Source organism: Agrobacterium tumefaciens str. B6, from assembly GCF_001541315.1.
Classification (GTDB): Bacteria; Pseudomonadota; Alphaproteobacteria; order Rhizobiales; family Rhizobiaceae; genus Agrobacterium; species Agrobacterium radiobacter.
This window is the reverse complement of sequence record NZ_LMVK01000012.1, coordinates 362816-387731: the sequence shown is the minus strand read 5'-3', so window position 1 is coordinate 387731 and position 24916 is coordinate 362816. Positions and strand designations below refer to the sequence as shown.

Here is a 24916-nt window from a genome sequence, read left to right as displayed (position 1 = left end):
CACCTAATTTCCGCTCAGACAAGAAGGCTCAATCATGACCATTCACTCCTCTGCGCTCAGTGCTATCGGCAACACGCCGCTCATCCGTCTGAAAGCCGCCTCTGAAGCGACGGGGTGTGAAATCCTCGGCAAGGCGGAGTTCCTCAATCCCGGCCAGTCGGTGAAGGATCGCGCCGCGCTCTACATCATCCGCGACGCCGAACGGCGCGGGCAGTTGCGGCCGGGTGGCACCATTGTGGAAGGCACGGCGGGCAATACCGGCATCGGCCTGTCGCTGGTTGCCAACGCGCTCGGCTACAAGACGGTGATCGTCATTCCCGAGACGCAGAGCCAGGAAAAGAAGGACGCGCTGAAGCTTCTCGGCGCCCAGCTGGGCGAAGTTCCGGCCGCACCCTATTCCAACCCGAACAATTACGTGAAGGTCTCCGGCCGGCTGGCAAAGCAGCTTGCCGCGACGGATGAAAACGGCGCCGTCTGGGCCAACCAGTTCGACAATATCGCCAACCGTCAGGCCCATATCGAAACGACGGCGCCTGAGATCTGGGATCAGACGGACGGCAAGGTTGACGGCTTCATATGCTCGGTCGGTTCCGGTGGAACGCTTGCGGGCGTTGCCGATGGCCTGCGTGATTTCAATCCCGACATCAAGATCGGTCTTGCCGATCCCGAAGGCGCCGCCCTTTACGAATTTTACAAGCACGGCGTGCTGAAGTCGGAAGGTTCCTCCATCACCGAGGGCATCGGACAGGGGCGCATCACCGCCAATCTGGAAGGTTTCACGCCGGATTTCTCCTATCGCATTTCGGATGCGGAAGCCCTGCCGGTGCTGTTCGATCTGGTCACCAAAGAGGGTCTGTGCCTCGGCGGCTCCTCCGGCATCAACATTGCCGGCGCAATCCGCCTTGCCCGCGAGCTTGGTCCGGGGCATACCATCGTGACGATACTTTGCGACTACGGTAATCGTTATCAGTCGAAGCTCTTCAATCCGGATTTCCTGCGTTCCAAGGGACTTCCGGTTCCACAGTGGCTTGCGACGAAAAGCGAGATTGCGGTTCCGTACGAAACCGTTTGAGGACATGCCGAAATGCCTGTGAATGCCCTGTTCCGTGACGATTTTTATCTTTCCACCGCAGAAGCGATCGTCCCGGCGGTGCATGAGGATGGCGGCATAGAGCTGGATCAGACCTGCTTTTACGCCACCTCCGGCGGCCAGCCGGGCGATAGCGGCTTTCTCGAGCGGGCAGACGGGTCGCGCATCGAACTCGGCATCACCAAAAACGGTGCCGACAAGAGCGTGATCGTCCATGTGCCGCTCGAAGGCCAGCCTTCTCCGGAGATCGGCGAAAAGCTGACCCTGCATGTAGACTGGCCACGCCGCTACAAGCTGATGCGCATGCATACCGCCTGCCACCTTCTGTCCGTTGTCTGCCAATGGCCGATCACCGGAGCTGCCGTCGGCGAGGACGAATCGCGTGTCGATTTCGATATGTCGGAGACCATCGACAAGGATGAGGTCACGGCAAAGCTGATGGACCTGGTGAAAGCCAACCATCCCGTTTTCCTGCAATGGATTACCGACGAGGAGCTGCAGGCCAATCCGGGCATCGTCAAATCCAAGAATGTTCGCCCGCCAATGGGCCTCGGCCGGGTCAGCCTTGTCTGCATCGGCGAAAATTCTGCCATCGACAGCCAGCCCTGCGGCGGCACCCATGTTTCCGAAACGCAGGAAGTGGGCGATATTCACATTGCCAAGATAGAAAAGAAGGGCAAGGAGAACAGGCGGTTCCGCATTCGTTTCGGCGCGCCTGAAGCTGCTGCCTGAAATCAGGAGAGACATCGTGAGCACGGATAAGAGCCGTTTCGTCGTTTCGGCGGACTGGGTGGAAAAACAACTCGGCACGGCCGGGTTTCGTCTCGTTGATGCCTCGTGGTATCTGCCGGCGCATAAACGCAACGGCGCGGAAGAATATGCGGCCGGTCACCTGCCCGGCGCCGTGTTCTTCGATCAGGACAAGATCGCCGACCATACGACCGGCCTGCCGCATTCCCTGCCCTCGCCGGAGTTCTTTGCCGAACAGGCTGGCGAGCTCGGGCTCAGCGATACCGACACGATCGTGGTCTATGACGGCCCCGGTTTCTTTTCCGCACCGCGCGTCTGGTGGATGCTGCGGGTGATGGGCGTGCGCAAGGCCTATGTGCTGGATGGCGGACTGGACGGCTGGAAGCGCGAAGGCCGGCCGCTCGAAACCGGCACACCGGAAATCGAACCCGCAACCTTCACACCCGATTTCAACGAAAAGCGCGTGACGTCGCTGTCAACGATGCGCGGCATCGTCGACAGCGGTGAAAAGCAGATCGCCGATGCTCGCGGCGCAGGCCGCTTCACCGGCGACGAGGCCGAGCCGCGTGCCGGCATGCGTTCCGGCCATATGCCCGGCGCGCGCAGCCTGCCCGCGACCGCCTTTTCCGAGAACGGTCATTTCAAGGACCTCACCGCCATCCGCAAGATGGTGACCTATGCCGGCATCGACCTTACGAAGCCGGTGGTGACGAGCTGCGGCTCGGGCGTCACCGCCGCCGTCATTACGCTGGCGCTTGAATCGCTCGGCCATCAGGACAATTCGCTCTATGATGGCTCCTGGTCGGAATGGGGCGGACTGGAAGATACGCCTATTGTTACCGGCCCCGCCGAGCCTGTTCCCGTGGTATCGCATGGGCCGCTGAAGGCGCATGTGACGCAGCTCGAAATGACCGCGCCGCCGAAGGTCAGCCTGCCTATCCCCGTCAACATCCAGACGGCGCTGATGCGGGTCAACAATATTCCCCTGCATTTCTACCGTTATCTCTACTGGCGGGGGGGGAAACGCTGGCACTGGCAAAAGCGCATGCGCATGAGCGATGCGGAGCTTTCCGCCATCCTGCGCGATCCAAAAAACAGCGTCACGGTCCTTTATATGAACGGTGCGCCCGCCGGTTTCTTCGAACTGAACAAGGCGAGCGACGAGGTGACAGAGCTGTCCTATTTCGGCCTGCTCGAAGAGGCGATCGGTGCCGGCATCGGCAAATGGTTTCTCCTGCAGGCGCTTTATGCCGCCTGGCAGGACAATCCGCAGCGGGTGACGGTGACCACCAATACGCTCGACCATCCGCGTGCGTTGCAGCTTTACCAGATGATGGGCTTTTCGCCCGTCGGCACCTATGAAGCCTGGGTGGAGCCGCTCGCCGATACGGAACTTCTGGAAATCTCGATGCGCAATTGAGGGGTGGCTGGCCTCCTCCCCGTTCAGGAGGCCAGATCACCAGCGTCCGGCAATATGCCTCAGATTTCCCGTTCGAGATTGACCGCCGTCGGAATATGGCCGCCGGCGGCCCCCTTGTCTTCCGTGACCGTGTTCAGCAGATGATCGGCAATCAGCCCCGCCTGGAATTTGCCAAGCTCGTAACAATAGGTGATTTCGCGCTTTTCGGCTGACCAGTAGACATCCGGACGGCCGCAGGACCTGGCCGTCAGCTTGACGTCTCCCTTCAGGCCATAACCGCCAAAGCTGCGGCTGATGAGATCGAGAACCTTCGATTCCTTGACCATGATGGCATAGGGCTCCAGTTCCGGATCGCGCGGCGGCACATAGCTGACGGCAAATCTGGATGGCGTCTGGCTGCGGTGGGTGCTCAGAAAATTCTCCCAGGCCGACGCAACGCCGGGGTAGGCGGCGGCGCATTTGTCGAACTCGGCATTGTTGAGCCCCATCATGGCGGCCAGATCGCCATAACCATCCTTGTCGCGACCGACCATCAGGCAGGCCATATTGCGGTCGCGGCTCCTGTCGGGCACCAGCGCGGAAAAGACGGGAGCCTCGTGCTCCGGCAGGGTCTCCGCCTCACGTGCGAGATACCAGCTGTCGGTGGCGTTGACGAGCGCGGTGTCGAGCCATTCCTCATTGGCCTGAAGGATGAGCGTGCCGGCCAGCTGATCGGCCGGGGCCTGAACACTTGCCGTGTCCGCTGTCCCGAAATCCGAGATCAGCATGCGTGCGCCTTCGTGATAAAGCGAGAAGATCGCGTTGCCGATAACGAAATTGACCGCCTGCTGAAGCTGATCGTCGGACAGGCCGTCGAGACCGGAGGCGACCTGCGCCTCGGCCTGCATCGGAGCCGTCAACGATACGAAAGCCAGCGGAACGGCGGCCAGAAAACGACGGAACATAAAATCAGACCTTCCGGGAACGAGGAGCGTCACTGATTCCCGAAGCTAACGAGTCACGCAATGGGCTGGTTGCATCGCCTGTCAAGAATCGGGTGGATAGTGATCCGTTTCGGGACCATAGCTGCAAAGAAGCAACGCCGATCCCAACCCAGGAGGCCCCGACATGACCGATCTCGTTTTTACCGCAATGCCGGCTAAGGAAGCCGAGGCCTCCCGGGCGGGAGCCGCCGACGCCTATGGCAATCCGCCGGAAAAAGCCGTTTCTCCAGGCGGCATGCCCTGCCGCCACTGCCTTCGCCAGATCGGCGAAGGCGACGGGATGCTGATCCTCGCCTACCGGCCTTTCCCCTCGCTACAGCCTTATGCGGAAACGGGACCGGTTTTTCTGCATGCCGAGGCCTGTGAGCGCTATCCCCAGACACAGGCTGTCCCGCCGATGCTGGACAGCCCGGATTACATCGTGCGCGGCTATGGAGCCGATGACCGCATCGTCTACGGCACCGGCGCGGTGACGGCGACGGGCGAGATCGTGTCGCGCGCACGGCGCCTTCTGGAGCGCTCTGATGTCGCATATGTGCATGTGCGATCCGCCCGTAATAATTGCTATCAGTGCCGTATCGACACAGCATAATCGGCAATTATCTGCAATTTTAAGAGAAGAACTAAACGGCTCTCAAGCTTTTTGCGCCATGATGCATGGTATCGGAAACAATTGATTTGAGCAGCAACATGACAAATAACCTCAATATGGCGACCCGGACTGCGCCCCGCAGCAAAACCAGAATTTTTGCGACCGTGCATTATTTCAGCCAGTCGACCAGGGGACGCGTGGTCGATCTTTCGGCGACGGGGATGGCGCTCGAACTGGACGGGCCTTTCGCCGCCGCCAAGGGCAGCCGGGTCAAGGTGCAGAGTGAGGATCTGGGCTTCATCGAAGGCGTCGTGCAGTGGCAGCACATGAACCGCCTCGGCCTGCAGCTCAAGCTTTCCACCAACACGCTGGCGCAGCTCTCCTCCTATTTCCGCTTCTTCCATGAAGACGTGAAACCGACCCTCGCCCGCTGATCCGTTAGTCCAGCGAAGAGGAATGCGCAGGGCGGACGATGCGCATTCTCCGGTACGGCGACACCCGCGCCGCGCTGCCGCGACAAAAAATTTATCAAACGGTTGAAAACAGGCCCATCCGTCACGGGCCTGTCATTTTGGTGATGGACTCCTCTGCGATTGCTTCTACCCTGTCGTTTTTCATGACAGAGCAAGCTTCATTCGAAGGAGTTCCCATGTCGTCGCTTCTCGCTCTCCACCCCATCACCCGGCGTTCGCTTCTGGGCGGCATCGCGGCCTCCTCGGCGCTGGTGCTGCTGCACCCTTTTGCTGCGCGCGCAGCGACCAACCAGGCGCATCTGCGCATCATGGAAACGACTGACATCCATGTTCATGTCTTTCCCTATGATTATTACGCCGACAAGCCGAACGACACGATGGGGCTCGCCCGCACCGCCTCGATCATCGACACCATCCGCGCCGAAGCTGGTAACTCGATGCTGGTGGACAATGGCGACTTCCTGCAGGGCAATCCGCTCGGCGACTATATCGCCTATGAGCGCGGCATGAAGGCCGGCGACAAGCACCCCGTGATCAATGCCATGAATGTGCTGGGTTATGATTGCGGCACGCTCGGCAACCACGAATTCAATTACGGCCTCGACTATATGTCGAACACGCTGGCCGGCGCGGGTTTCCCTTACGTCTGCGCCAACCTCACCAAGGGCCAGCTTGCTTCCGATCCGAAAAACGACGAGCTGTTCTTCAAGCCCTATGTCATTCTGGAAAAGCAGATCCGCGACGGCGGCGGCGTGACGAGCCCGGTCAAGGTCGGCATCATCGGCTTCGTGCCGCCGCAGATCATGATGTGGGATTCCAAGAACCTCGAGGGCAAGGCGCAGACGCGTGACATCGTCGAGGCTGCGAAAGCCTGGGTGCCTGTCATGAAGGAAGAAGGCGCCGATATCATCATCGCCCTTTCCCATTCCGGCATCGACGGCAAGGGCCAGACGGAGCGCATGGAAAACGCCTCGCTTTATCTGGCTGCCGTCGAAGGCGTCGACGCCATCTTCACCGGCCACCAGCATCTCGTTTTCCCCGGTCCGAAGACCTGGGACGGCATTGAGGGTGCGGATGCGGTCAAGGGCACGCTGATGGGCAAGCCGGCGGTGATGGCCGGTTTCTGGGGCTCGCATATGGGCCTCATCGACCTGCTGCTTGAAAAGGACGGCAAAAGCTGGAAGATCGTAGACTTCACCTCCGAAGCCCGGCCGATCTATCACCGTGACGAAAACCGCAAGGTCGTCGCCGATTTCACGGATAAAGCGGAAGTCCTCGCCGCCGCCAAAGCCGATCATGAGGCGGCACTTGCCTATGTGCGCCGTCCGGTCGGTAAAACCTCCGCGCCGCTCTATTCCTATTTCGCACTGGTAGCGGACGATCCATCCGTGCAGATCGTTTCCAATGCCCAGACCTGGTACATCAAGGACATGCTGAAGGAAGGGCAATACAAGGATCTGCCCGTGCTTTCGGCAGCAGCACCTTTCAAGTCGGGCGGCCGCGGCGGCGCGGACTATTACACCGATGTCCCCGCCGGTGACATCGCCATCAAGAACGTCGCCGATCTCTATCTCTACCCCAACACGGTGCAGGCGGTGCTGATCAACGGCGCGCAGGTGAAGAACTGGCTGGAAATGTCGGCCGGCATGTTCAACACGGTTGAGGCCGGTGCAAAGGACGCGCCGCTGCTGAATGCGGATTTCCCGTCCTATAATTTCGATGTCATCGACGGCGTGACCTATCAGATCGACATTTCCAAACCCGCGAAATTCGACAAGGACGGCAAGGCCGTCAACCCTGATAGCAACCGCATCGTCAACCTGCAATTTGAAGGCAAGCCGATCGATCCCGAGCAGAAATTCGTGGTGGCCACCAATAATTACCGGGCAAGCGGCGGCGGCAAATTCCCCGATATCGCCGGCGACAAGGTGATCTTCGTGGCGCCAGATACCAACCGCGACGTGATCGTGCGCTATATCATCGATCAGGGCACCATCAACCCGTCTGCGGATGCCAACTGGTCCTTCGCGCCTGTCGCCAATACCACGGCGATCTTCGAGACCGGCCCCAAGGGCCGCCACTATGCGGCAGATATCAAGGGCGCGAAAATCGAGGATGCCGGTGACGGCGCGGAAGGTTTCGCGAAGTTCCGTCTGGTTCTCTAAAAGCTTCGCCCTCCCGGCTGAAACCGGCCGGGAGGGCGAGACTGTCACTCAGCGGCGACAGCAATGGTCCTCTGCTTGCTGGCCGCAAGCATCCCGTTGAAATCCTTGTGGTTCGGGCAGGCAGACAGGCGCTGCTGAAATGCTTCGGCAAGCCACTGGCCTGCGGGGCCTGCCGGTGAATCCACCCGCCGCAGCGCAAAGAGCGGATATTCGCCCTGCTCATAGGCCTCCAGCTCAAGCGCTTTCAGGCTGCCATTGGTCAGATCATTGCGCACGATCGATGCGGGCAGACCGCCCCAGCCAAGACCACCCTTGATGAGCTGGTATTTCGTGGCGATGTCGCTGCCCCGCCATGTCTTGTAAGAGAGAACATTGAAATCGCGGCCCTTGGTGAGGCCCGATGCATCGGTGACAACAAGCTGGACCTCCTCGCGCACGTCTGCGAGAACCAGAGGCCGCTCGATCTGCGCCAGCGGGTGATCCGACGCGACGACGGGCAACATGAAGGAATGGCCCACCTTTTCGACAACGAGCTCATCATCCTGGCGCAGCATCGCCCCGCCAATGCCGATGCCTGCCTTGCGGGAGAGCACCATATCCATGACCATGCCCAATTCGCCGACATTGAGGCTGAGGGTGACGGTCGGGAACTGCTGGCGAAAATCCCTCAGCACGGCCACCATGGCCTCCGCCGGCACCATGGTGCTGATGGCGACCGAGAGTTCCGCCTCAAGCCCCTGCTTCAGCCCCTTGGCGCGGGCGCGCATCTCCTGCAGGCCGGCGACGATTCGCCTTGCATCCTCAAGCATGGCGCGGCCCTCATCCGTCAGTTTCGGCTGGCGCACGCCGCTGCGCTCAAACAGCGTGACTTCAAGCTGCGCCTCGAGATTGGCGATCGTGTAGCTGACCACCGACTGCGCGCGATTGAGCGCCCGTGACGCAGCGGAAAAGCTGCCGGTCTCGGCAACCGTCAAAAACACCTGCAATTGGTCGAGCGTCGGGTTCGCGTCCATGTTCCATCCATTTCATCGATAGATTGCTTCCAGATTATCACAGTTTTCTTGATGGCAGTAATTTTTCATATAGAGCGCAAAGGAAGGGCATCGTGCTCTCCCGCCCTCCCAAGGCGCCCGTCAATTCATCGCTTATGCAAGGAAAGACCATGTCCAACATTCTGCTCATCACCTCCAGCCCGCGTGGCGACGAATCGGTTTCCAACAAGTTTTCGGGTGAGCTCGCAAACAAGCTGAAGGCCAAGTCGGCTTCCAACACCCTTGTTCACCGCGATCTCGCCGCTGACCCGATCCCGCATCTCGACACCGTCAAGACCGCGGCGATCCGCAAGTCGGCCGACCAGCGCACCGCCGAAGAAGCGGTTGCCGCCGATTATTCCGACAAGCTGGTTGCAGAGCTTCTGGCAGCCGACACCGTCGTCATCGGCACCGGCCTCATCAACTTCAACATCTATTCCGGTCTGAAATCGTGGATCGACAACGTCGCCCGCGCCGGCCAGACCTTCAAATATACCGAAACCGGCCCGGTTGGCCTCGCCACCGGCAAGAAGGTCTACATCGTGCTGGCCGCTGCCGGCGTTTATTCCGAAGGTCCGGCCGTTTCGATGAACCACGCCGTTCCTTATCTGAAGACCGTTCTCGGCTTCATGGGCATGACGGATGTGGAAGTCATCTATGTCGAAGGCCTGGCATTTGGTCCGGAAGCCGTGGAAAAGGCTGTGGCCGCCGCCGAAGCCAAGGTTGAAGAGCTGGCCCAGGCCGCCTGAGACAATTGAATGGAGGCTGATACCGGCAAGGTATCAGCCGACCCACATTCCGTAACGGCCGTGGACCTGATCCCGGCCGTTATTTTTTGCCGCATAGAGCCGCGAGTCGGCTTCGGAAAGAAGTTCGAGGAATACCCGCCCATCCTCCAGACCGGTCGCGACGCCGATACTGACAGTCAGGGGCGTTCCGTCGGGCCGGCGCAGACCCGTCAGCACGGCGGCACGCAGACCTTCGGAAAAGGCAAGTGCGGCCTCGTGTGTCATCGCCGGAAGCAGGGCCACAAATTCCTCGCCGCCGAAACGGTAGAGATGGCCATGTGGTTGAACCGACCGCTTCATGACTGCTGCGAATTCCCGAAGAATTTCATCGCCCCGCAGATGGCCGAACGTATCGTTTACAGTCTTGAAATGGTCGATATCGACGATAAGCACGCTGATCGCCCGCCTCTTCTCGGCGCAGTCAAGCACGATGGAGGGCGCGTCGAGCTCCATGCGGGCGCGGTCCGAAACACCCGTCAGCATGTCGCGTCCGGAGCGGGATAACAGCTCTTCGTAGCGCTCACGGAAGGTCAGATCGTTGAAGACATCCGCAATGTTGCGGCGTATCAGGAAACGGCCCTTGGCCGATGTCAGCGACAGATAGATGGCGAAGAGCAGCGAATAGACCGCGACGGCCGCCATCTTCGCCTTCCAGCCATCATAAAACACATCGACCGGCGCGTTGAACAGAAGTCGCAGCGCACCGTAAAAACCCGCCTGATCGAGGCTGAGGATGACGACACCGCAGATGCCGAAACGCAGGACGATATGGCGCTGCAGATACCGCCCCAGTTTTTCATAAAACAGGATGATGGCGATGGCGTCGATGTAAAGCAGACTGGTGCCCCAGACCATCAGCACACCCATCTCGTCCAGAAAGCCGGTACTGACAGACTGCCCGGGCACGATCGCCACCGTCTGATGAAAGCGGATGATCTGGGCCATGATGACGGTCAATATGTTGCCGAGAAAAAGGCCATAGATCGGCTGGCGCACCACCGCAGCATCCTCGCGCATATAGAGCATGAGGATCATCATCAGCTTGCCGGCAAAAAGAATCGAGGAACCGGGCGACGCCACGCCGAAAGGCAGCTGCACGTAAAAGACGGCCGCCAGATAGGTTTCCAGAAAATGCATGACCCCCAGCGCGGTGAGAAAAACACCGATGCCGAGAATATGCCGGTAATGAAGGAAGGCCGTCATTACCGAAAAATAGACGATGGCCTCCGTCAAAAAGAGGGCCAGATTTGCCCACTGCATCGGCACATGCCTTATCGATCCACGTCGCGCGGGTTGATTGGCGCGACTCCATGCCCTTCAGAGACGATAGGCCGAAGCAAACAACGGAATCTTAATGTGCGGGGCAAGAAAACGTCATCATTTTCCTGGGAAAAGCGATGCGCCGTTCTGATCGATGATGAGCTTCGCCTTGCGGATCGTGAACTCCACCGCATCGTCCAGGCTGGTGAAGACATCGGCGCGCACGAATTCATGCACCAGCACTTCGTCGCCGGCCTTTTTCTCGATGCGGCCGGCCAGGCGGAACTGACCGCCTTCCTTGATCGGCGTCGCATAGATCAGATAGTCGCCATGCGCATGCGGCTCAGCCTGCGACACCTTCTGCGGCGCGTCCGAGGACGGCTGGCCGGAGCCGAAGGCCGAGAGGATTTTGGAAAAAAACGATGCCATGGCTTTCACTCCCTCAATCTATGTCACGTTTGAAGGGCGGAGGTGATCCGCCCTTCCCTGTCTTTAACTCCCCGATCAGATGATCAGGTTCGACAGGATGTCGTTTTCGGTGATGTCTTCATAACCGAGACCGGCGGCCTCGAAGCGCTCCAGCAGGCCGGCGAAATTTTCCGGCGCGTTGGTTTCGATGCCGATCAGGATCGAACCGAAATTGCGGGCCGATTTCTTCAGATATTCGAAACGGGCGATATCGTCGTCCGGACCGAGCAGGTTGAGGAAATCGCGCAGCGCGCCAGGGCGCTGCGGCAGGCGCAGGATGAAATATTTTTTCACGCCGGTGTAACGCATTGCGCGTTCCTTCACATCCGGCAGGCGCTCGAAATCGAAATTGCCGCCGGAGACCACGGCGATGACCGTCTTGCCTTCCAGCCTCTCACGACCGAGCTTCTCCAGCGCGGCGATGGAGAGCGCACCCGCAGGCTCCAGCACCACGCCTTCGAGGTTCAGCATCTCGATGATCGTCACGCAGATGGCGTTTTCCGGAATGAGCATGACCTGCTCGGCAGGGAAATCCTTCAGCGCCTTGAAGTTCAGGTCGCCGATGCGGGCGACGGCGGCGCCATCGACGAAATTGTCGACCTTGTTCAGCGTCACCGGTTCACCGCGCTCCAGGCTCTTCTTCAGGCTCGGTGCACCCTCGGGCTCGCAGAATACGAAGTTCTCCTTGCGGACGGTGCCGGCAAGAAAGCCGGTGAGGCCAGCCGAAAGACCGCCGCCACCAACAGGCATGACGACGATGTCAGGCTTCGTGCCTTCCGGAAGCTGGTCCATGATCTCGGCAGCAACCGTAGCCTGACCCTCGATGATGTCTTCATGATCGAAGGGCGGCACCATGTAGCCGTCATTATCCTGTACGTGCTGGCGGGCAGCGGCGTAACACTGGTCGAATATATCGCCCACGAGACGGATGCTGATGAATTCACCGCCGAAGATGCGGGTCTTCTCGATCTTCTGCTGCGGTGTCGTCACCGGCATGAAAACAACGCCGTGAACGCCGAAATGGCGGCAGGCGAAAGCAAAGCCCTGCGCATGGTTGCCGGCCGAGGCGCAGACGAAAATCTTGTCCTTGCCGGCCTTGGCCACCGCCTTGCGCAGAAAGTTGAATGCGCCTCTAATCTTGTAGGAACGAACCGGGGACAGATCCTCACGCTTCAGCCAAATCGACGCGCCATACCGACGGCTGAGATGTTCATTCAACTGCAGCGGCGTTTCCGGAAATATCTCCCGCACTTCCCGCCGCGCTGCTTCCACAAGCTGCTTGTCCACGATAGTCAATCCATTGAAATTCATAATGGCACCCGCTATGCCATAGGAAGGCGTCCGAGACAAAGACTCATTTCAGCGCGGCAACGAACTCCGGGTTTCATTTCTTGAACAGCAACCTTCTGCGCTCGGTCATATATGTGGCGTCCATCTTCGGGCTCTACCTTGCGACGGCCATGTTTCTGCCGGCACTGACCGATCTTTATTACGGCAATGATGACTGGATGGTGTTTGCGCTTTCGGGTTTCATGTGCGGCGGCTTTGCACTTGCATGCGCGCTCGCGACCCGCGGACCGATCACCTCCTTCAACAAACGTTTCGGCTTTCTGCTCGTCAACCTGCTCTGGCTGGTGTTTTCCATCATCGGCGCGGTTCCGCTTTATCTGTCGGAACTCGACCTGACGCCCGGTCAGGCGATCTTCGAATCCGTTTCGGCCATCACCACGACAGGATCGACGGCCATATCCGGCCTCGACAACGCGCCGCAGGGCATCCTTCTGTGGCGATCCCTGCTCTGCTGGCTCGGCGGCATCGGTATCGTCGCCCTCGGTCTCTTCATCCTGCCCCTGCTCCGCGTCGGCGGCATGACCTTCTTTCGCATGGAATCTTCCGATACCGGCAACGACCGGCCCTTCGCGCGTCTGGCGAGCTTCACACGGGCTTTCGTGGCGATCTACATCATCATGACAATCGCCTGCACGGTGGCCTTCGATTTTGCCGGCATGTCGCATTTCGATGCGCTGAACCACGCCATGTCGACCGTCGCGACCGGCGGCTTTTCCACCCATGACGCCTCATTCGCCTATTTTGACAATACCGCGCTGCTGTGGATCGCCACGATCTTCCTGATCTTCGGCAGCCTGCCCTTTTCGGTGATGATCCTGCTTGCCGTCCGCCGCCGGCTGGAGACGCTGCGCGACCCGCAGATCGCCGTCTTCCTCGGTTATCTCTGCGCGATCTCCATTGCGGTGGGCGTCTATCATCACCTTAGAAACGGTGTACCGCTGGACGACGCGCTCAGCCATTCCTTCTTCAACATGACCTCTATCCTGTCGACCGGAGGTTTTGCCAGCGACGACTATACGCTCTGGGGTCCGTTCGTCGTCGTCGTCGCCTTTTTCGCGACCTTCATGGGCGGCTGTTCCGGCTCGACTGCGGGCGGTATCAAGGCCTATCGTTTCCTCATCATCTTCAATGTGGCGCGCGCGGGCCTCAAGAAGCTGATCTATCCGAATGCCGTCTATTCGGTGCGCTACGGCCAGCAGGTGGTCGATCCGGAAACCATCCGCACCATCTTTCTGTTCATCAGCTGTTTCATCGCGCTGTGGATCGCCGGCAGCCTTGCCATGAGCCTGATGGGTTATGATTTCCTCACCGCCACATCGGGTGTTGCGACGGCGCTTGCCAATGTCGGACCCGGCATCGGCCCGATCATCGGGCCTGTCGGCAATTTCTCCACAATCAGCGACCCGGCGCTCTATCTCCTGTCGGTCCTGATGCTGCTCGGGCGTCTGGAAATCCTGACGGTTCTGGTGCTGCTGATGCCGATCTTCTGGCGCAGCTGATCCGGCGATACACATGTTGCGCATGCGCGAATAAAGCGCTTGACCTTCCCACGTTGGAATAGTCCAGGCTCCTCCCGTTAGAATTCCAAACCATGGAGAACCGCCTATGTGCACCGCCCATCAGCATCACCCCGAAACCACTGCCGCACCCGTCGATGCCGACCTTTCTTTCCACGTTGAAGACATGACCTGCGGTCACTGCGCCGGTGTGATCAAGGGCGCGATCGAAAAGACCGTTCCCGGCGCTGCCGTGCATGCCGATCCGGCAAGCCGCACGGTCGTGGTTGGCGGCGTCTCCGATGCAGCGCGTATTGCCGAAATCATCACCGCCGCTGGCTATACGCCGGAAGCACGCGCCTGATCCGAAGAGATACCGGCGGCGCTTCCATCCTGCCGCCGCCGGGTCGCCCCGCCTGCCCCGCTTCGCGCTGAACCTGCGTGACAGCCGTCGGACGAGATCAAGCTTCGTCCTTCCACACCTCCCGAACAGATATCTCTACCGAAGCCGGCGGCGAAGGCTTCACACCTCTCGCGTCATCCTCGGGACAAGCCCGAGGATGACGCCGGAGTGTTTGGCGTAGCTCGTCATTCCAAATCAATGTCACGCACATTGTCCAGAAATTTGGCCCGGACGGCAGTGGGCCTGATCCGGCATCCAGCCCCGGCGTGGCGGCACCATATCGGCAATATGGCCCGGCTGTTGCGAGCCGGGCCATACCTCGTCAGCAATGTCATGTCGGCTTATTTCACCGCCAGATCCTTGGTCATGATGAAGTAGTTGATCGGATGCGGCTTGAAGTTTTCGACCTTGTCCGAATAGGCATCGAAAGCGGTCTCGTGGATGAGGTAGACGGTGACGGCTTCGTCGTAAACCCTCTTCGCCGCCTCGGCATAGATGGCGTAACGCTTGGCCGGCTCAGCCGCCACATAGGCTGATTTGATCAGCTTGTCCGTCTCCTCACTGCAATAATGCGAGATGTTGTAGCCGCCTCCGCAGGTGTAGTCGGCGTTGAGGAAACCGATCGGTTCTGCAACATCAGTGGCATAACCGCGTGACAGAAGAACCATGTCGAAATTGCCGGCCAGGAGATCTGGCTCGATCGCAGTGTAATCGGCAACGCGCACATCGACCTTGATGCCGATTTCCTGCAACTGGGCCTGGATAACGGCGGCAACATCCTTGAGTTCGGTTCTTTCAGTGTAGGCCAGAAGCGTCAGCTTCAGGCTGCCGGGAGCAATTCCCGCCTCTTTCAGCAGAGCCTTCGCCTTCTCTACGTCATAAGCGGGTGTGACATCTTTCGGCGCCCACGGCTCTCCCGGTGCGAAGGGCATCGTTGCGGGTTTTACCACGCCTTCATAGATGCTGTCGGCAATACCGGCGGTGTCGATGGCAGCCCGGATCGCCTGCCGAACCTTGATATCCTTGAACGGCGGCTTCGAATTATTGAGCAGCATTTCGGTAATCCGGGGCACGGTAATAGGCGCAACCTTGACACCCTTCGTGGCTTCAATGGTCTTTACCGCCCAGGGTGGAATCACGCGCGAAATCTGCACTTCACCGCTTCTTATCTGGGTGGCGCGGGTATCGGCATCCGGAATAAAGTTCACACGGCCGCCCGAGAGCCTCGGCATACCGTTCCAATAGTCATGGTTCGCCGTCAGTTCCATATATTGGCTGGCATCGACCTTGGTGATCTTGAACGGTCCGGTGCAGGTTCCGATCGGATCGACCTTGCCATCCTTATAGGCGGATGGCGCGAGGATCGAAGTCGCCGGGCTTGCCATTTGCGCCGGCAGCAGCACCGATGGCTCGATGGTCGTAATCTTCACGATATCATCGCCACCAGCATCGACGGCAGCGATCAGCTTGGGCGAAAAGGCCCGAGCCGGAACGGGCGCCTTGAGAAGATTGGTGAGTGCATTGACTGCGGCCGCAGCGTTAAGCGGCTCGCCGTTCTGGAACTTCACGCCCTTGCGCAGCTTGAATTCCCAGACCTTCGGTGAGGTTTGCGTCCAGGATTCGGCAAGTCCCGGCTCCAGTGCGGTGTCATAGCCGACGCGGACCAGGCTTTCGAAACACCCCGCGCGCGAACCGAGATAGGCATCGTCGGAAGCCATCTGCCAGCCGGTCTTGACGCCGGTATAATCGTCATAGGTGATCGTTCCGGCTGTCGCCGCCTGCGTCCCAAACGAGACCACAACGGCGCACGTCGCCAAAAGTGCGTGCTTCATCATAGAAGATTCCCCTTTTATTTTTGATGACAACGCTCACAATTCGTACATTTTCTCGAAATTTCACTCAATAATTACGAAGACAACAAGAATACTCTATGGATATCTCTCGATTATCCATTCGAATATTATCTATTTTACGCTTTATACTCGGAATTTTATTCCGATATTAATTCGCAAACACACGATTCATCTGTTTTTACAGCAACAGAAAACTGTAACTGCGTTGTCCTTCAGCCCAATTCCCGCCAGCGATGGCAGCGGGCAAAATGCTCGCCGGAAACGCCTTCCAGAACGGGTTCCACCTCGCCGCATATCTCGGTCGCATATTTGCAGCGGGTGTGGAATTTGCATCCATCAGGAGGATTGAGAGGGCTCGGCAAATCGCCGTCCAGAAGCATTTCCGGTGCATATAACCCCGTCTCGTCCAGCATCGACGATGCTATGAGAGCCTTGGTGTAGGGATGCTTCGGCGCCCGGAAAAGCTCCTCCCGGTCAGCGATTTCAACAACGCGCCCGAGATACATCACCGCGATGCGATCGCAGAGATAACGCACCACGCGCAGATCGTGGGAAATCATCAGAACCGTCAAACCGTGACGGCGCTTCATGTCCATCAGAAGGTTCAGTATCTGCGTCCGCATCGAGGCATCGAGCGCCGATGTCGGCTCGTCGCAGACGAGGAAGCTCGGATTGAGAAGCAGCGCACGGCCGATGACGACGCGCTGCAACTGGCCGCCGGAACACTGGCTCGGATAGCGATCATAAAAAGAGCCGTCGAGACCGACCTCTTCCAGCATCCGGAAAACCCGCGCCGTACGTTCCTCGCGGGTGCCGATGCCATGCTGGGCAAGCGGCGCTTCCATGCTCTGGCCGATACGCATGCGCGGATCGAGTGCCGAATAAGGGTCCTGAAACACCAGCTGCACCACCCGGCGCATGCGCCGCAGCGCCTCGCCCTGCATGTGCAGCATATCGTTCTGCCCGATGCTGACCTCGCCTTTGGTTGCGTGGGTCAGCCGCGTGATCAGCCCGGCAACCGTGCTTTTGCCGCATCCGGATTCACCAACGAGGCCCAGCACTTCCCCCTCGCCGATCGTCAGGGAAACATCGTCGACGGATTTCACCACACGGTGACCAAAGCCCGATATGGGATAATATTTGCAGAGGTTCTTCGCGACCACAAAGGGCCGGCTCCTGTTTTCCGCCGGTGACGGGGTCTGTGTCGTCGCTGTCGATAACATTGTCGCCCTCCCTCAGCAGACCGTGTGGCTGGCATGATCATGAGCGGCATGATCGTGACCGACCGCCCAGCATCGCGCCTTGCGCCCTTCGGGCAAGGCATTCAGATCCGGTTCCGACGCCATGCAGCGGCCGCCCATGCCTGCCGAGTTGGCAAGCGTGCAGCGCGGATGAAACCGGCAGCCGCAGGACATGTCATGGGCCTGCGCGCTCGAACCGGGGATCGTCAGCAATTGCCCCTCGCTGTCGGTGGTCAGGAGTGAACAGCTGATGAGCGCCTTGGTATAGGGGTGCTGCGGCGCCTTGAGGATCGCCTGGGTCGGCCCCTCCTCGACGATACGGCCGGCATACATGACCGCAATCCGGTCCGCGAAAGCGGCGACGACCGAGAGGTCATGGGTGATGAGCAACGTGGCAAGCCGGCGCTTGCGGCGTTCGTCATCAAGCAGGCGGAGTATCTGTGCCTGAACGGTGACATCGAGCGCCGTCGTCGGTTCGTCGGCGATCAGAAGCTGCGGATTGCCTGACAGTGCGGCGGCAATCATGACACGTTGCGCCATACCGCCGGAAAGCTCGTGCGCGAAGCATTGCGCCCGTGCTGAGGGATCGGGAATGCCGACATCGGACAGGAGACCGACGACCCGGTCCAGCGCCGCATGCCGGCTCATTTTACGGTGGATCCATAGTGGCTCGGCAACCTGCGTCCTCACCCGGCTGGTCGGGTCGAGCATGGCCTGCGGTTGCTGGAACAGCATGCCGATATCGGCACCGCGCAGCGCGTCGAGTTCGGAGGATGAAAGAGCGAGAATATCGCGCCCGGCAAAGGAAATGCGGCCGGAATTGATTTCCGCGCCCTGCGGCAAAAGCCGCATCAGCGACAGGGCCGTCATGCTCTTACCCGATCCGGATTCGCCGACGAGAGCGACGACTTCTCCGGCGTTGACGGAAAGCGTCAGGCCCGAAATAACAAACTTGCGGCCGTTTTGCGCCGGCACAGAAACGTGCAGGTCCTCGATCTCCAGAAGCGGTGCGCATTCGGGAGACATGGCCGTCTTGGCAAGCGTTTGTCCTTCGATATTCATAAGAGTTCCCCTTATTTTTATTGAATCGGAGGCATTCACGAATTTTCATGCGGCTTCAGACGATATTACTCTCCTTCCTGTTCCGTTGCGTCACGTATGTTTGACAATCGTCAAATCCGTCATTGCCCGCCCGCAGGCGTCAATGACCGTTGGTTTTCTTTGTTTCCAGATTGAGGCCATGGCCGATCCACGTCACGCTGAGCGCTGCAAGGAAGATCGCCAGGCCCGGTGCGATGACGAGAACGGGCATCCGCTCCGCATAGGCCTGCGCGTCGGCCAGCATCAGCGCCCAGTCGGCGGCCGGCGGCTGTACGCCAAGGCCCAGAAATGACAACCCGCCCACCGTGATCAGCTTGTGGCCAAAGCGCAGGAACGCCACGGCCGCAATCGGCCAGATCGTGTTGGGAATGATATGCCGGAAGATGATGAAGCGCCTTGTGCAGCCGAGTACCTCGGCGGCACGGATATATTCACGCGAATTGATCGAGAGCGTCAGCCCCCGCGCCAGCCGCGCAAAAGGTGTCCAGCCGACGATGGTCAGCGACGCGATCAGCGTTCCGTATCCCGGGCCGAAGATGGCCACGAGGAAAATCGCGATCACGACATCAGGTATGGCGATGAGCAGGTCCACGATGCGCATCAGCACCTCGTCGAGGATGCCGCGACTGCGGCCGCTGATGATGCCGATGAAGGTCCCGATCACGACAGAAAGAATGACGGTGATGGCGGCAATGGTGACCGTGAAGCGGCCGCCGATCAGCAGCCGGCTGAGCACATCGCGGCCCAGGTGGTCCGTTCCCAGCCAGTAGAGCGCGCTTGGCGCATTCAACCGCAGACGCAGATTCTGCTTTGCCGGATCATAGGGTGAAATCCACGGCGCGATCACCAGCAGCAGGATGATGACGAGAAAAATCGCCGCTCCCGCATAGAAGGTCCAGTGCCGGCAGCGGATGAAATCCGTGAAGCGGGACAGGCTCGAGGGGCGCTTGGGCATGGTCATCGGCATGGCAGCGGCTGGCGCGCTCGGAAAGAGGCTAGTGGTCATGGTGACCTCGCATTGCTGGATTGATCAGGACATAGAAGCTGTCGGCCAGGGTATTGACCAGGATGGACAGGGCCACGATGCAGATGAAACCACCCTGCAGCATCGGGATGTCGCGATTGACCACAGCGTCGTAGAGAAGCCGGCCCATGCCGGGAATGGCGAAGATCACTTCCACGACCACCGATCCGCCAAGCAGCCCCGCAAGCCACAGGGCAAAGAAGGTGACCACCGGCAGCGAGCCGTTGCGGATGCCGTGGCGCATGACCGTGCCATGCATGCCAAGGCCGCGGCTGCGCGCCGCCGTGATATAGGGCGCGCGCAAAACCTCGGCCATGGCGGCGCGCGTCACCTGCGTGAAATAGGCGAGCGGCCGCAGCGTCAGGGTCAGCGCAGGAAGCACCAGCGAGCGCCAGCTATCCCATCCGGCCGAGGGCAACCAGCCGAGATAGAGCGCAAAGACCAGCGCCGACATGGGCGCGAACCAGTATTCGGGCGTTGCGACGAATGTCTGGATCATCAGCGTCGCGAAATTGTCCAGACGACCGCCCGGACGCATCGCCGCCAATGTGCCGAGCGGCAGGGCGACGGCGATCGCGAACGCCAGCGCCGTCAGCGCCAGCGTCACCGACACCCAGAGCGACCGCATAAGCTCGGCAGCGACAGGCTGGCTGCTGGTGAAGGAAAACCCAAGGTCGCCACGCAACGCATTCGACAGCCATGCGAAATATTGCACATAAAGCGGCCGGTCGAGCCCGAGACTGGCCCGGAGCGCCTCCACTGCATGTGGATCGAGCGCCGTATCGCGCATGCGTGAAAACAGGATGGTGCGGGCCGGATCACCGCCCGCCATATAGGGCAGAAGAAACGCGATGACGGAAACGATCGCCAGCATCAGGCACAGAATAAGGAAGCGCTGTATTATCTGTATCCACATGGCCCTGTCTCCTTCACAGCAATTGGCATTTCCACTGCAATCGACGCTCGCCCCCAAAGGGAAAAGCCGCTTATTTCGCCAGGCGATGTAAATCCATCACCGGCCCGGACGTACCCTTCAGCATGCCGGACCGTTTGGGCACGACAGCCACCGGTGCAAAATCGACATTTTCGGAATGGGCCAGATCCTGAATGATCGGGCACTCCGGCTCACCATTGTCGGGGCAATAGGTTGCAAGGTTTCGAAGCGTGTCTGCCATCTCCCGAAGCGTGTGCATCTTCGCTTCCAGATCGACGACATGTTCCATGACGATGCGTTTGACATCACAGGAGGCGCCACCCGGATCGCGCCACAGGGTCATGAGCTGCCTGATCTTTTCGATGGAAAAACCGAGATCGCGTCCGCGGCGGATGAAGCGCAGGGTTTCCAGATCATTGGCCGTATAGACCCGGTATCCGGAATCCGTGCGGTTTGCCGATTTGATCAGGCCGATCATTTCGTAATGCCTGATCATCTTTGCAGAAACACCGGAGGCGGTGGCGGCTGTGCCAATGTTCATCGATCCTGCTCCTATCTTTCCGGGGTGAAAAACACGTCTGCATGAATGTCGGCGGTGCGCATGCCGCGCGCCAGAAGCTGCGGCACCGTCGCCTCGATCATGGCCGGTGGTCCGGCAATATAGGCTTTCCAGCCATCGAGATCGTCGAAATCATCCGCCACCGCCGCACCGACATAACCGCACCTGATATCGGCATGGTCTTCATGCGAGAGAACCGGAACGAAGCTCAGATTGCCATGCCGCGCGGCAAGATCTCCGAAGCGGTCGAGCATATAGAGATCACGCTGAGCGCGCGCGCCGAAATAGACATGAACCGGGCGTTCACGGCCCGTTGCAAGGGCCGCCTCGACACCCGCCTTGCCGGGGGCAACCCCCGACCCGCCGGCAATGCCGAGGATGGGCCCACAATGTTTTTCCCGCAGGAACGAAGAACCGAAAGGCCCCACGATCGTCACGGGATCACCCGCCCTGGCGAGCGAAAAGATGCGGCCGCTCGTCATGCCGCCGGGAACGTGCCGGATGTGAAATTCGATCAGTTCCTCATCCACCCGGCTGGCGATGGAATAATCACGCGGCGAACAGTCCGCATAAAGCAGGCGCACATATTGTCCGGGCTTGAAGGCAAACTGCCCGCGCTCGTCGAGCCGGATACGGATGAGCTTGATATCGTGTGTCGCATCCACCACTTCCGCCACCACGCCCTCAAAGCGGCCGGTCGGAATATCGGCGATCTCATCCGCCCCATCGAGCCAGCTGATCGTCATGTCGCTTAACGGCACGGCCCGGCAGGCGAGCGTCAGACCATCCGCCTTTTCCTCTTCGGTCAAGGAGAAGGGCGTATGCTTGAGAAGATCGATCTTGCCGGAAATGAGATGCGATTTGCAGGCCCCGCAGCGGCCCATGCGACAGCCATGCGGATAGGTGACGCCAGCGGCCAACGCGGCCTGAAGCACGGTTTCACCCTGCGCCGCCATGATGCTGCGCCCGATCTGCGGCAGATAGATTGTGTTGCCAGGCGTCATCACATCCGCCTCCTATTCGGCCGCTGCGAGCTGCATGCCCGCCGGTCTGTCCACCAGCGGTGCACGGAAGCTTTTCAGGCGCAGCGCGTTCGTCAATACGAAGACGCTGGAAAGCGCCATGGCTCCGGCAGCAAGGACAGGCGACAGCAGAACGCCGTTGACAGGATACAATATTCCAGCCGCCACCGGAACGAGTGCAGCGTTGTAAGCGAAGGCCCAGAACAGATTCTGGCCGATATTGCGGATGGTCGCCTTGGAGAGCGCGATGGCGTTGGCAACGCCGCGCAGATCGCCAGACATCAAGACCACATCGGCACTTTCAATCGCGACATCCGTACCCGTGCCGATGGCAAGCCCGACATCGGCCGCAGCAAGCGCCGGTGCATCATTGATCCCATCCCCGACAAAGGCGACACGTCGCCCGCCGGCAGCAAGCCTTTTGACGGCCTCGACCTTGCCGTCGGGCAGCACTTCCGCCACCACCTCATCAATACCGAGACGGCGGGCTATAGCTTCGGCAGTGCGGCGATTGTCACCGGTGATCATCGTGACCTTGAGGCCCAGCGCATGCAGCGCCGCAATCGCCTCCGGGGTCGTCTGCTTGATCGGATCGGCAACGGCGATGATCGCGGCCAGCCTGCCATCGACGGCGGCATAAAGCGGCGACTGCCCTTCCCTGCCCAGCCTTTCGGCATCATCGGCAAACATCGCGACGTCATAACCGAGCTTGATCATGAACCGGTCTGCGCCCGCTTCGACCCTGCGGCCGTCAACCATGGCTGCAACACCAAAACCGGGGGTCGCCTCGAAGCCTTCCGCATTGGCAAGCGTCAGGCCGCCATGTTTCGCCGCCTCGACGATCGCCTCCGCAATCGGATGTTCGGAATGGTTCTCCAGCGAGGCGACGAGGCGAAGCACCTCATCCGCATCGAAGCCCTGCGTCGTGGTGAAATGCACCAGCTTCGGCTTGCCGAGCGTCAGGGTGCCGGTCTTGTCAACGGCAATCACGTCGGCATCGCGCAGCGTCTGAAGCGCATCGCCGCGGCGGAACAGCACGCCCATCTCGGCGGCGCGGCCGGTGCCGACCATGATCGAGGTCGGCGTGGCAAGGCCCATGGCGCAGGGACAGGCGATGATGAGAACCGCAACCGCGTTGACGAGCGCGAAGGTCAAGGCCGGATCAGGCCCAAAGATGAACCAGACGGTGAAAGTGGCGAGTGCGGCCAGCATGACAGCCGGCACGAACCAGTTGGTGACCTTGTCGACCAGCGCCTGAATGGGCAGCTTGTCGGCCTGCGCCTCCTCCACCATGCGGATGATCTGGGCGATCAGCGTATCGGCACCCACCTTGGTTGCACGGAAGGTGAAGGAGCCATTGCGGTTCACCGTGCCGCCGACAACCTCGGAACCCGCCGCCTTGGTGACCGGGACCGGCTCGCCAGTGATCATCGATTCATCGACATAAGAAGAACCGCTGAGAACCAGCCCATCGACCGGCACTTTCTCGCCGGGGCGAACGACGATCACATCGCCGGTGCGCACATCCTGCAACGGCACATCGACGGTTTCACCATCGCGCAGCACGCGGGCGGACTTCGCCTGCAGGCCGACGAGGCGCTTTATCGCCTCGCTGGTGCGGCCTTTGGCGCGCGCTTCGAGGAATCGGCCGAGAAGGATGAGCGTGACGATAACCGCCGCCGCCTCATAATAGACATTGGCCGTGCCACGCGGCAGGATTTCGGGCAGGAAGGTTGCCACCACCGAAAATCCCCAGGCGGCGGCGGTGCCCAGTACGACGAGCGAATTCATGTCCGGCGCCAGCCTTAGCAGTGCGGGTATGCCCTTTTTAAAGAAGCGCAGGCCGGGCCCGAACAGGACCAGTGTCGTCAGCACAAATTGCAGATACCAGCTTTCCTGCATGCCGACCGTTTCCATCACAAAATCATGGAGGGCGGGCACCAGATGCGAGCCCATCTCCAGCACGAAGACTGGCAACGTCAGCGCAGCGGCCACGGCAAGGCTGATTTTCAGGCCGCGCAATTCCATAGCGCGTCTATCCTGCTCCACATCACCGGCTTTGTCGGCGATGATTTCGCTCGCCGTATAGCCTGCCCGCTTGATTGCCTCCGCCAGGGTGGCTGCAGAGGCGGCATTGCCGGCAACGCGGATGGTGGCACGCTCGGTCGCCAGATTGACGGTCGCATCGGAAACACCGGAAACAGCCTTCAGCGCCTTTTCAACACGACCGACGCAGGAGGCGCAGGTCATACCCTCGATATCGAGTTCGATGGTTCTTTCTTCGACGCCATACCCAGCATTCCGGACCGCCGCGATCACGGCCGGCACGTCGGGCGATCCGGAAAAGGAGATATCAGCGCGTTCCGTCGCGAGATTGACCGAGGCCTTCAGAACGCCCGGCACCTTGGCAATCGCCTTTTCCACGCGGCCGACACAGGAGGCGCATGTCATGCCATCGATCGCAATCTGGTGACTCGCCCGGATCTCCATTTGTGACATGCGTACGACCCCTCTTTTCTTGTGTTAAAAAAAAATAGGGCTTCCCATCGTGGCAAGGTCAATAGGTTCTTTTGGGTGATTTTCGAAGAAATATGCCGCTTGCTTGAGCAGGATTATTTTTTGGGCGCACCACTAGGAACAAAAGCAACCAACGCCTGAATATCAACGCGAATTGGCAATCTATCCTTGCCGCATCTGCGCTGCAGGGGCGCACTTTGTTTGTGAGTGAAGGTGGTGCGGACGGCGGGACTTGAACCCGCAAGACCAATGGTCGGCAGATTTTAAGTCTGCTGCGTCTACCGATTTCGCCACGTCCGCATTGCCGCGCCTTGCACCATTGCGGTCAAGTCGCTGCAAAAAGTCGTCATCCTTCGGGTGTCCGGCACGAGGCCTCGATCCCAAACGCGACTGAGC

Annotated in this window: 22 protein-coding genes and 1 tRNA gene; 9 read left to right on the top strand and 14 right to left on the bottom strand. The window is 59.9% G+C overall.

Features of this window, described 5'->3' with window-relative positions; all coding sequences use genetic code 11:
* The first annotated feature begins 34 nt into the window (after positions 1-34).
* Genes ASB65_RS12030 through sseA form a run of 3 tightly spaced genes read left to right on the top strand, consistent with a single transcriptional unit; the run spans position 35 to position 3260 of the window.
* A complete protein-coding gene (locus ASB65_RS12030; protein ID WP_060724079.1) occupies positions 35-1072 on the top strand; it encodes a cysteine synthase A in 1038 nt (345 codons plus the stop codon).
* A gap of 12 nt (positions 1073-1084) precedes the next feature.
* Entirely contained in the window at positions 1085-1822 is a 738-nt protein-coding gene (locus ASB65_RS12025; protein WP_060724078.1) for an alanyl-tRNA editing protein, read from the top strand.
* Between the two features lie 16 nt (positions 1823-1838).
* Positions 1839-3260, top strand: coding sequence for a 3-mercaptopyruvate sulfurtransferase (gene sseA / locus ASB65_RS12020; RefSeq protein WP_060724077.1), 1422 nt, complete (start codon positions 1839-1841; stop codon positions 3258-3260).
* A 59-nt stretch (positions 3261-3319) separates the two neighbouring features.
* On the opposite strand, the gene ASB65_RS12015 is transcribed toward sseA, so the two are convergent.
* On the bottom strand, positions 3320-4204 hold the full coding sequence (locus ASB65_RS12015; protein ID WP_060724076.1) for a DUF4344 domain-containing metallopeptidase: 885 nt from the start codon (positions 4202-4204) through the stop codon (positions 3320-3322).
* A gap of 163 nt (positions 4205-4367) precedes the next feature.
* Between ASB65_RS12015 and ASB65_RS12010 the strand changes: the two genes are divergently transcribed.
* The 3 genes from ASB65_RS12010 to ASB65_RS12000 all read left to right on the top strand — a co-directional run bounded on the left by ASB65_RS12010 (position 4368) and on the right by ASB65_RS12000 (position 7473).
* Positions 4368-4835, top strand: coding sequence for a DUF1203 domain-containing protein (locus ASB65_RS12010; RefSeq protein ID WP_060724075.1), 468 nt, complete (start codon positions 4368-4370; stop codon positions 4833-4835).
* A 98-nt stretch (positions 4836-4933) separates the two neighbouring features.
* The gene (locus tag ASB65_RS12005; RefSeq protein WP_004441225.1) at positions 4934-5269 is read left to right on the top strand and encodes a PilZ domain-containing protein; all 336 of its coding nucleotides are present in this window, start codon (positions 4934-4936) and stop codon (positions 5267-5269) included.
* A 215-nt stretch (positions 5270-5484) separates the two neighbouring features.
* Complete coding sequence (locus ASB65_RS12000) at positions 5485-7473, top strand: bifunctional 2',3'-cyclic-nucleotide 2'-phosphodiesterase/3'-nucleotidase (RefSeq protein WP_060724196.1); 1989 nt, start codon at positions 5485-5487, stop codon at positions 7471-7473.
* Positions 7474-7517: 44 nt separating this feature from the next.
* On the opposite strand, the gene ASB65_RS11995 is transcribed toward ASB65_RS12000, so the two are convergent.
* On the bottom strand, positions 7518-8486 hold the full coding sequence (locus tag ASB65_RS11995; RefSeq protein WP_060724074.1) for a LysR family transcriptional regulator: 969 nt from the start codon (positions 8484-8486) through the stop codon (positions 7518-7520).
* A gap of 149 nt (positions 8487-8635) precedes the next feature.
* Here ASB65_RS11995 and ASB65_RS11990 point away from each other — a divergent pair, with 149 nt between their 5' ends.
* Positions 8636-9253, top strand: a complete 618-nt coding sequence (locus ASB65_RS11990) for an FMN-dependent NADH-azoreductase (RefSeq protein ID WP_020810792.1) — start codon at positions 8636-8638, stop codon at positions 9251-9253.
* A gap of 33 nt (positions 9254-9286) precedes the next feature.
* Here the strand turns inward: ASB65_RS11990 and ASB65_RS11985 are convergent, their stop codons facing one another.
* From ASB65_RS11985 to ilvA, 3 genes are all read right to left on the bottom strand, one after another.
* On the bottom strand, positions 9287-10552 hold the full coding sequence (locus tag ASB65_RS11985; RefSeq protein ID WP_020810791.1) for a sensor domain-containing diguanylate cyclase: 1266 nt from the start codon (positions 10550-10552) through the stop codon (positions 9287-9289).
* A gap of 117 nt (positions 10553-10669) precedes the next feature.
* A complete protein-coding gene (locus ASB65_RS11980; protein ID WP_020810790.1) occupies positions 10670-10981 on the bottom strand; it encodes an HlyU family transcriptional regulator in 312 nt (103 codons plus the stop codon).
* A gap of 75 nt (positions 10982-11056) precedes the next feature.
* Positions 11057-12331: a threonine ammonia-lyase gene (gene ilvA, locus ASB65_RS11975; protein ID WP_020810789.1), complete on the bottom strand. Its 1275-nt coding sequence runs from the start codon at positions 12329-12331 to the stop codon at positions 11057-11059.
* A gap of 80 nt (positions 12332-12411) precedes the next feature.
* On the opposite strand from ilvA, the gene ASB65_RS11970 reads away from it, so the two are divergent.
* Together ASB65_RS11970 and ASB65_RS11965 are read left to right on the top strand one after the other, a co-directional pair.
* Positions 12412-13869, top strand: coding sequence for a TrkH family potassium uptake protein (locus ASB65_RS11970; RefSeq protein ID WP_003502258.1), 1458 nt, complete (start codon positions 12412-12414; stop codon positions 13867-13869).
* 106 nt (positions 13870-13975) lie between these two features.
* Positions 13976-14230 (top strand): heavy-metal-associated domain-containing protein, encoded by a 255-nt coding sequence (locus tag ASB65_RS11965; protein ID WP_003502257.1) that lies wholly within the window; start codon positions 13976-13978, stop codon positions 14228-14230.
* Between the two features lie 380 nt (positions 14231-14610).
* On the opposite strand, the gene ASB65_RS11960 is transcribed toward ASB65_RS11965, so the two are convergent.
* From ASB65_RS11960 to ASB65_RS11920, 9 genes are all read right to left on the bottom strand, one after another.
* Positions 14611-16104, bottom strand: a complete 1494-nt coding sequence (locus ASB65_RS11960) for an ABC transporter substrate-binding protein (protein WP_060724073.1) — start codon at positions 16102-16104, stop codon at positions 14611-14613.
* Between the two features lie 230 nt (positions 16105-16334).
* Complete coding sequence (locus tag ASB65_RS11955; RefSeq protein WP_035212373.1) at positions 16335-17345, bottom strand: ABC transporter ATP-binding protein; 1011 nt, start codon at positions 17343-17345, stop codon at positions 16335-16337.
* 12 nt (positions 17346-17357) lie between these two features.
* The gene (locus ASB65_RS11950) at positions 17358-18425 is read right to left on the bottom strand and encodes an ABC transporter ATP-binding protein (protein ID WP_060724072.1); all 1068 of its coding nucleotides are present in this window, start codon (positions 18423-18425) and stop codon (positions 17358-17360) included.
* A 139-nt stretch (positions 18426-18564) separates the two neighbouring features.
* Positions 18565-19470, bottom strand: coding sequence for an ABC transporter permease (locus ASB65_RS11945; RefSeq protein WP_060724071.1), 906 nt, complete (start codon positions 19468-19470; stop codon positions 18565-18567).
* On the bottom strand, positions 19460-20404 hold the full coding sequence (locus ASB65_RS11940; RefSeq protein WP_026363441.1) for an ABC transporter permease: 945 nt from the start codon (positions 20402-20404) through the stop codon (positions 19460-19462). Before ASB65_RS11940 ends, ASB65_RS11945 begins: the two co-directional genes overlap by 11 nt.
* A gap of 70 nt (positions 20405-20474) precedes the next feature.
* Positions 20475-20963: a Cu(I)-responsive transcriptional regulator gene (gene cueR, locus ASB65_RS11935; protein WP_003502249.1), complete on the bottom strand. Its 489-nt coding sequence runs from the start codon at positions 20961-20963 to the stop codon at positions 20475-20477.
* Positions 20964-20974: 11 nt separating this feature from the next.
* Positions 20975-21985, bottom strand: coding sequence for a 2Fe-2S iron-sulfur cluster-binding protein (locus ASB65_RS11930; RefSeq protein ID WP_060724070.1), 1011 nt, complete (start codon positions 21983-21985; stop codon positions 20975-20977).
* A 12-nt stretch (positions 21986-21997) separates the two neighbouring features.
* Entirely contained in the window at positions 21998-24502 is a 2505-nt protein-coding gene (locus tag ASB65_RS11925; protein WP_060724069.1) for a heavy metal translocating P-type ATPase, read from the bottom strand.
* 232 nt (positions 24503-24734) lie between these two features.
* Positions 24735-24820: transfer RNA gene (locus ASB65_RS11920), tRNA-Leu, on the bottom strand.
* Positions 24821-24916: the final 96 nt, after the last annotated feature.

Excerpts from the sequence above, each read along its gene's own strand:
- ASB65_RS12030 (WP_060724079.1), top strand. The coding sequence starts at position 35 with ATGACCATTCACTCCTCTGCGCTCAGTGCTATCGGCAACACGCCGCTC.
- ASB65_RS12025 (WP_060724078.1), top strand. The coding sequence starts at position 1,085 with ATGCCTGTGAATGCCCTGTTCCGTGACGATTTTTATCTTTCCACCGCA.
- ASB65_RS12015 (WP_060724076.1), bottom strand. The coding sequence starts at position 4,204 with ATGTTCCGTCGTTTTCTGGCCGCCGTTCCGCTGGCTTTCGTATCGTTG.
- ASB65_RS12010 (WP_060724075.1), top strand. The coding sequence starts at position 4,368 with ATGACCGATCTCGTTTTTACCGCAATGCCGGCTAAGGAAGCCGAGGCC.
- ASB65_RS12005 (WP_004441225.1), top strand. The coding sequence starts at position 4,934 with ATGACAAATAACCTCAATATGGCGACCCGGACTGCGCCCCGCAGCAAA.
- ASB65_RS12000 (WP_060724196.1), top strand. The coding sequence starts at position 5,485 with ATGTCGTCGCTTCTCGCTCTCCACCCCATCACCCGGCGTTCGCTTCTG.
- ASB65_RS11995 (WP_060724074.1), bottom strand. The coding sequence starts at position 8,486 with ATGGACGCGAACCCGACGCTCGACCAATTGCAGGTGTTTTTGACGGTT.
- ASB65_RS11990 (WP_020810792.1), top strand. The coding sequence starts at position 8,636 with ATGTCCAACATTCTGCTCATCACCTCCAGCCCGCGTGGCGACGAATCG.
- ASB65_RS11985 (WP_020810791.1), bottom strand. The coding sequence starts at position 10,552 with ATGCAGTGGGCAAATCTGGCCCTCTTTTTGACGGAGGCCATCGTCTAT.
- ASB65_RS11980 (WP_020810790.1), bottom strand. The coding sequence starts at position 10,981 with ATGGCATCGTTTTTTTCCAAAATCCTCTCGGCCTTCGGCTCCGGCCAG.
- ilvA (WP_020810789.1), bottom strand. The coding sequence starts at position 12,331 with ATGAATTTCAATGGATTGACTATCGTGGACAAGCAGCTTGTGGAAGCA.
- ASB65_RS11965 (WP_003502257.1), top strand. The coding sequence starts at position 13,976 with ATGTGCACCGCCCATCAGCATCACCCCGAAACCACTGCCGCACCCGTC.
- ASB65_RS11960 (WP_060724073.1), bottom strand. The coding sequence starts at position 16,104 with ATGATGAAGCACGCACTTTTGGCGACGTGCGCCGTTGTGGTCTCGTTT.
- ASB65_RS11955 (WP_035212373.1), bottom strand. The coding sequence starts at position 17,345 with ATGTTATCGACAGCGACGACACAGACCCCGTCACCGGCGGAAAACAGG.
- ASB65_RS11950 (WP_060724072.1), bottom strand. The coding sequence starts at position 18,425 with ATGAATATCGAAGGACAAACGCTTGCCAAGACGGCCATGTCTCCCGAA.
- ASB65_RS11945 (WP_060724071.1), bottom strand. The coding sequence starts at position 19,470 with ATGACCACTAGCCTCTTTCCGAGCGCGCCAGCCGCTGCCATGCCGATG.
- ASB65_RS11940 (WP_026363441.1), bottom strand. The coding sequence starts at position 20,404 with ATGTGGATACAGATAATACAGCGCTTCCTTATTCTGTGCCTGATGCTG.
- cueR (WP_003502249.1), bottom strand. The coding sequence starts at position 20,963 with ATGAACATTGGCACAGCCGCCACCGCCTCCGGTGTTTCTGCAAAGATG.
- ASB65_RS11930 (WP_060724070.1), bottom strand. The coding sequence starts at position 21,985 with ATGACGCCTGGCAACACAATCTATCTGCCGCAGATCGGGCGCAGCATC.
- ASB65_RS11925 (WP_060724069.1), bottom strand. The coding sequence starts at position 24,502 with ATGTCACAAATGGAGATCCGGGCGAGTCACCAGATTGCGATCGATGGC.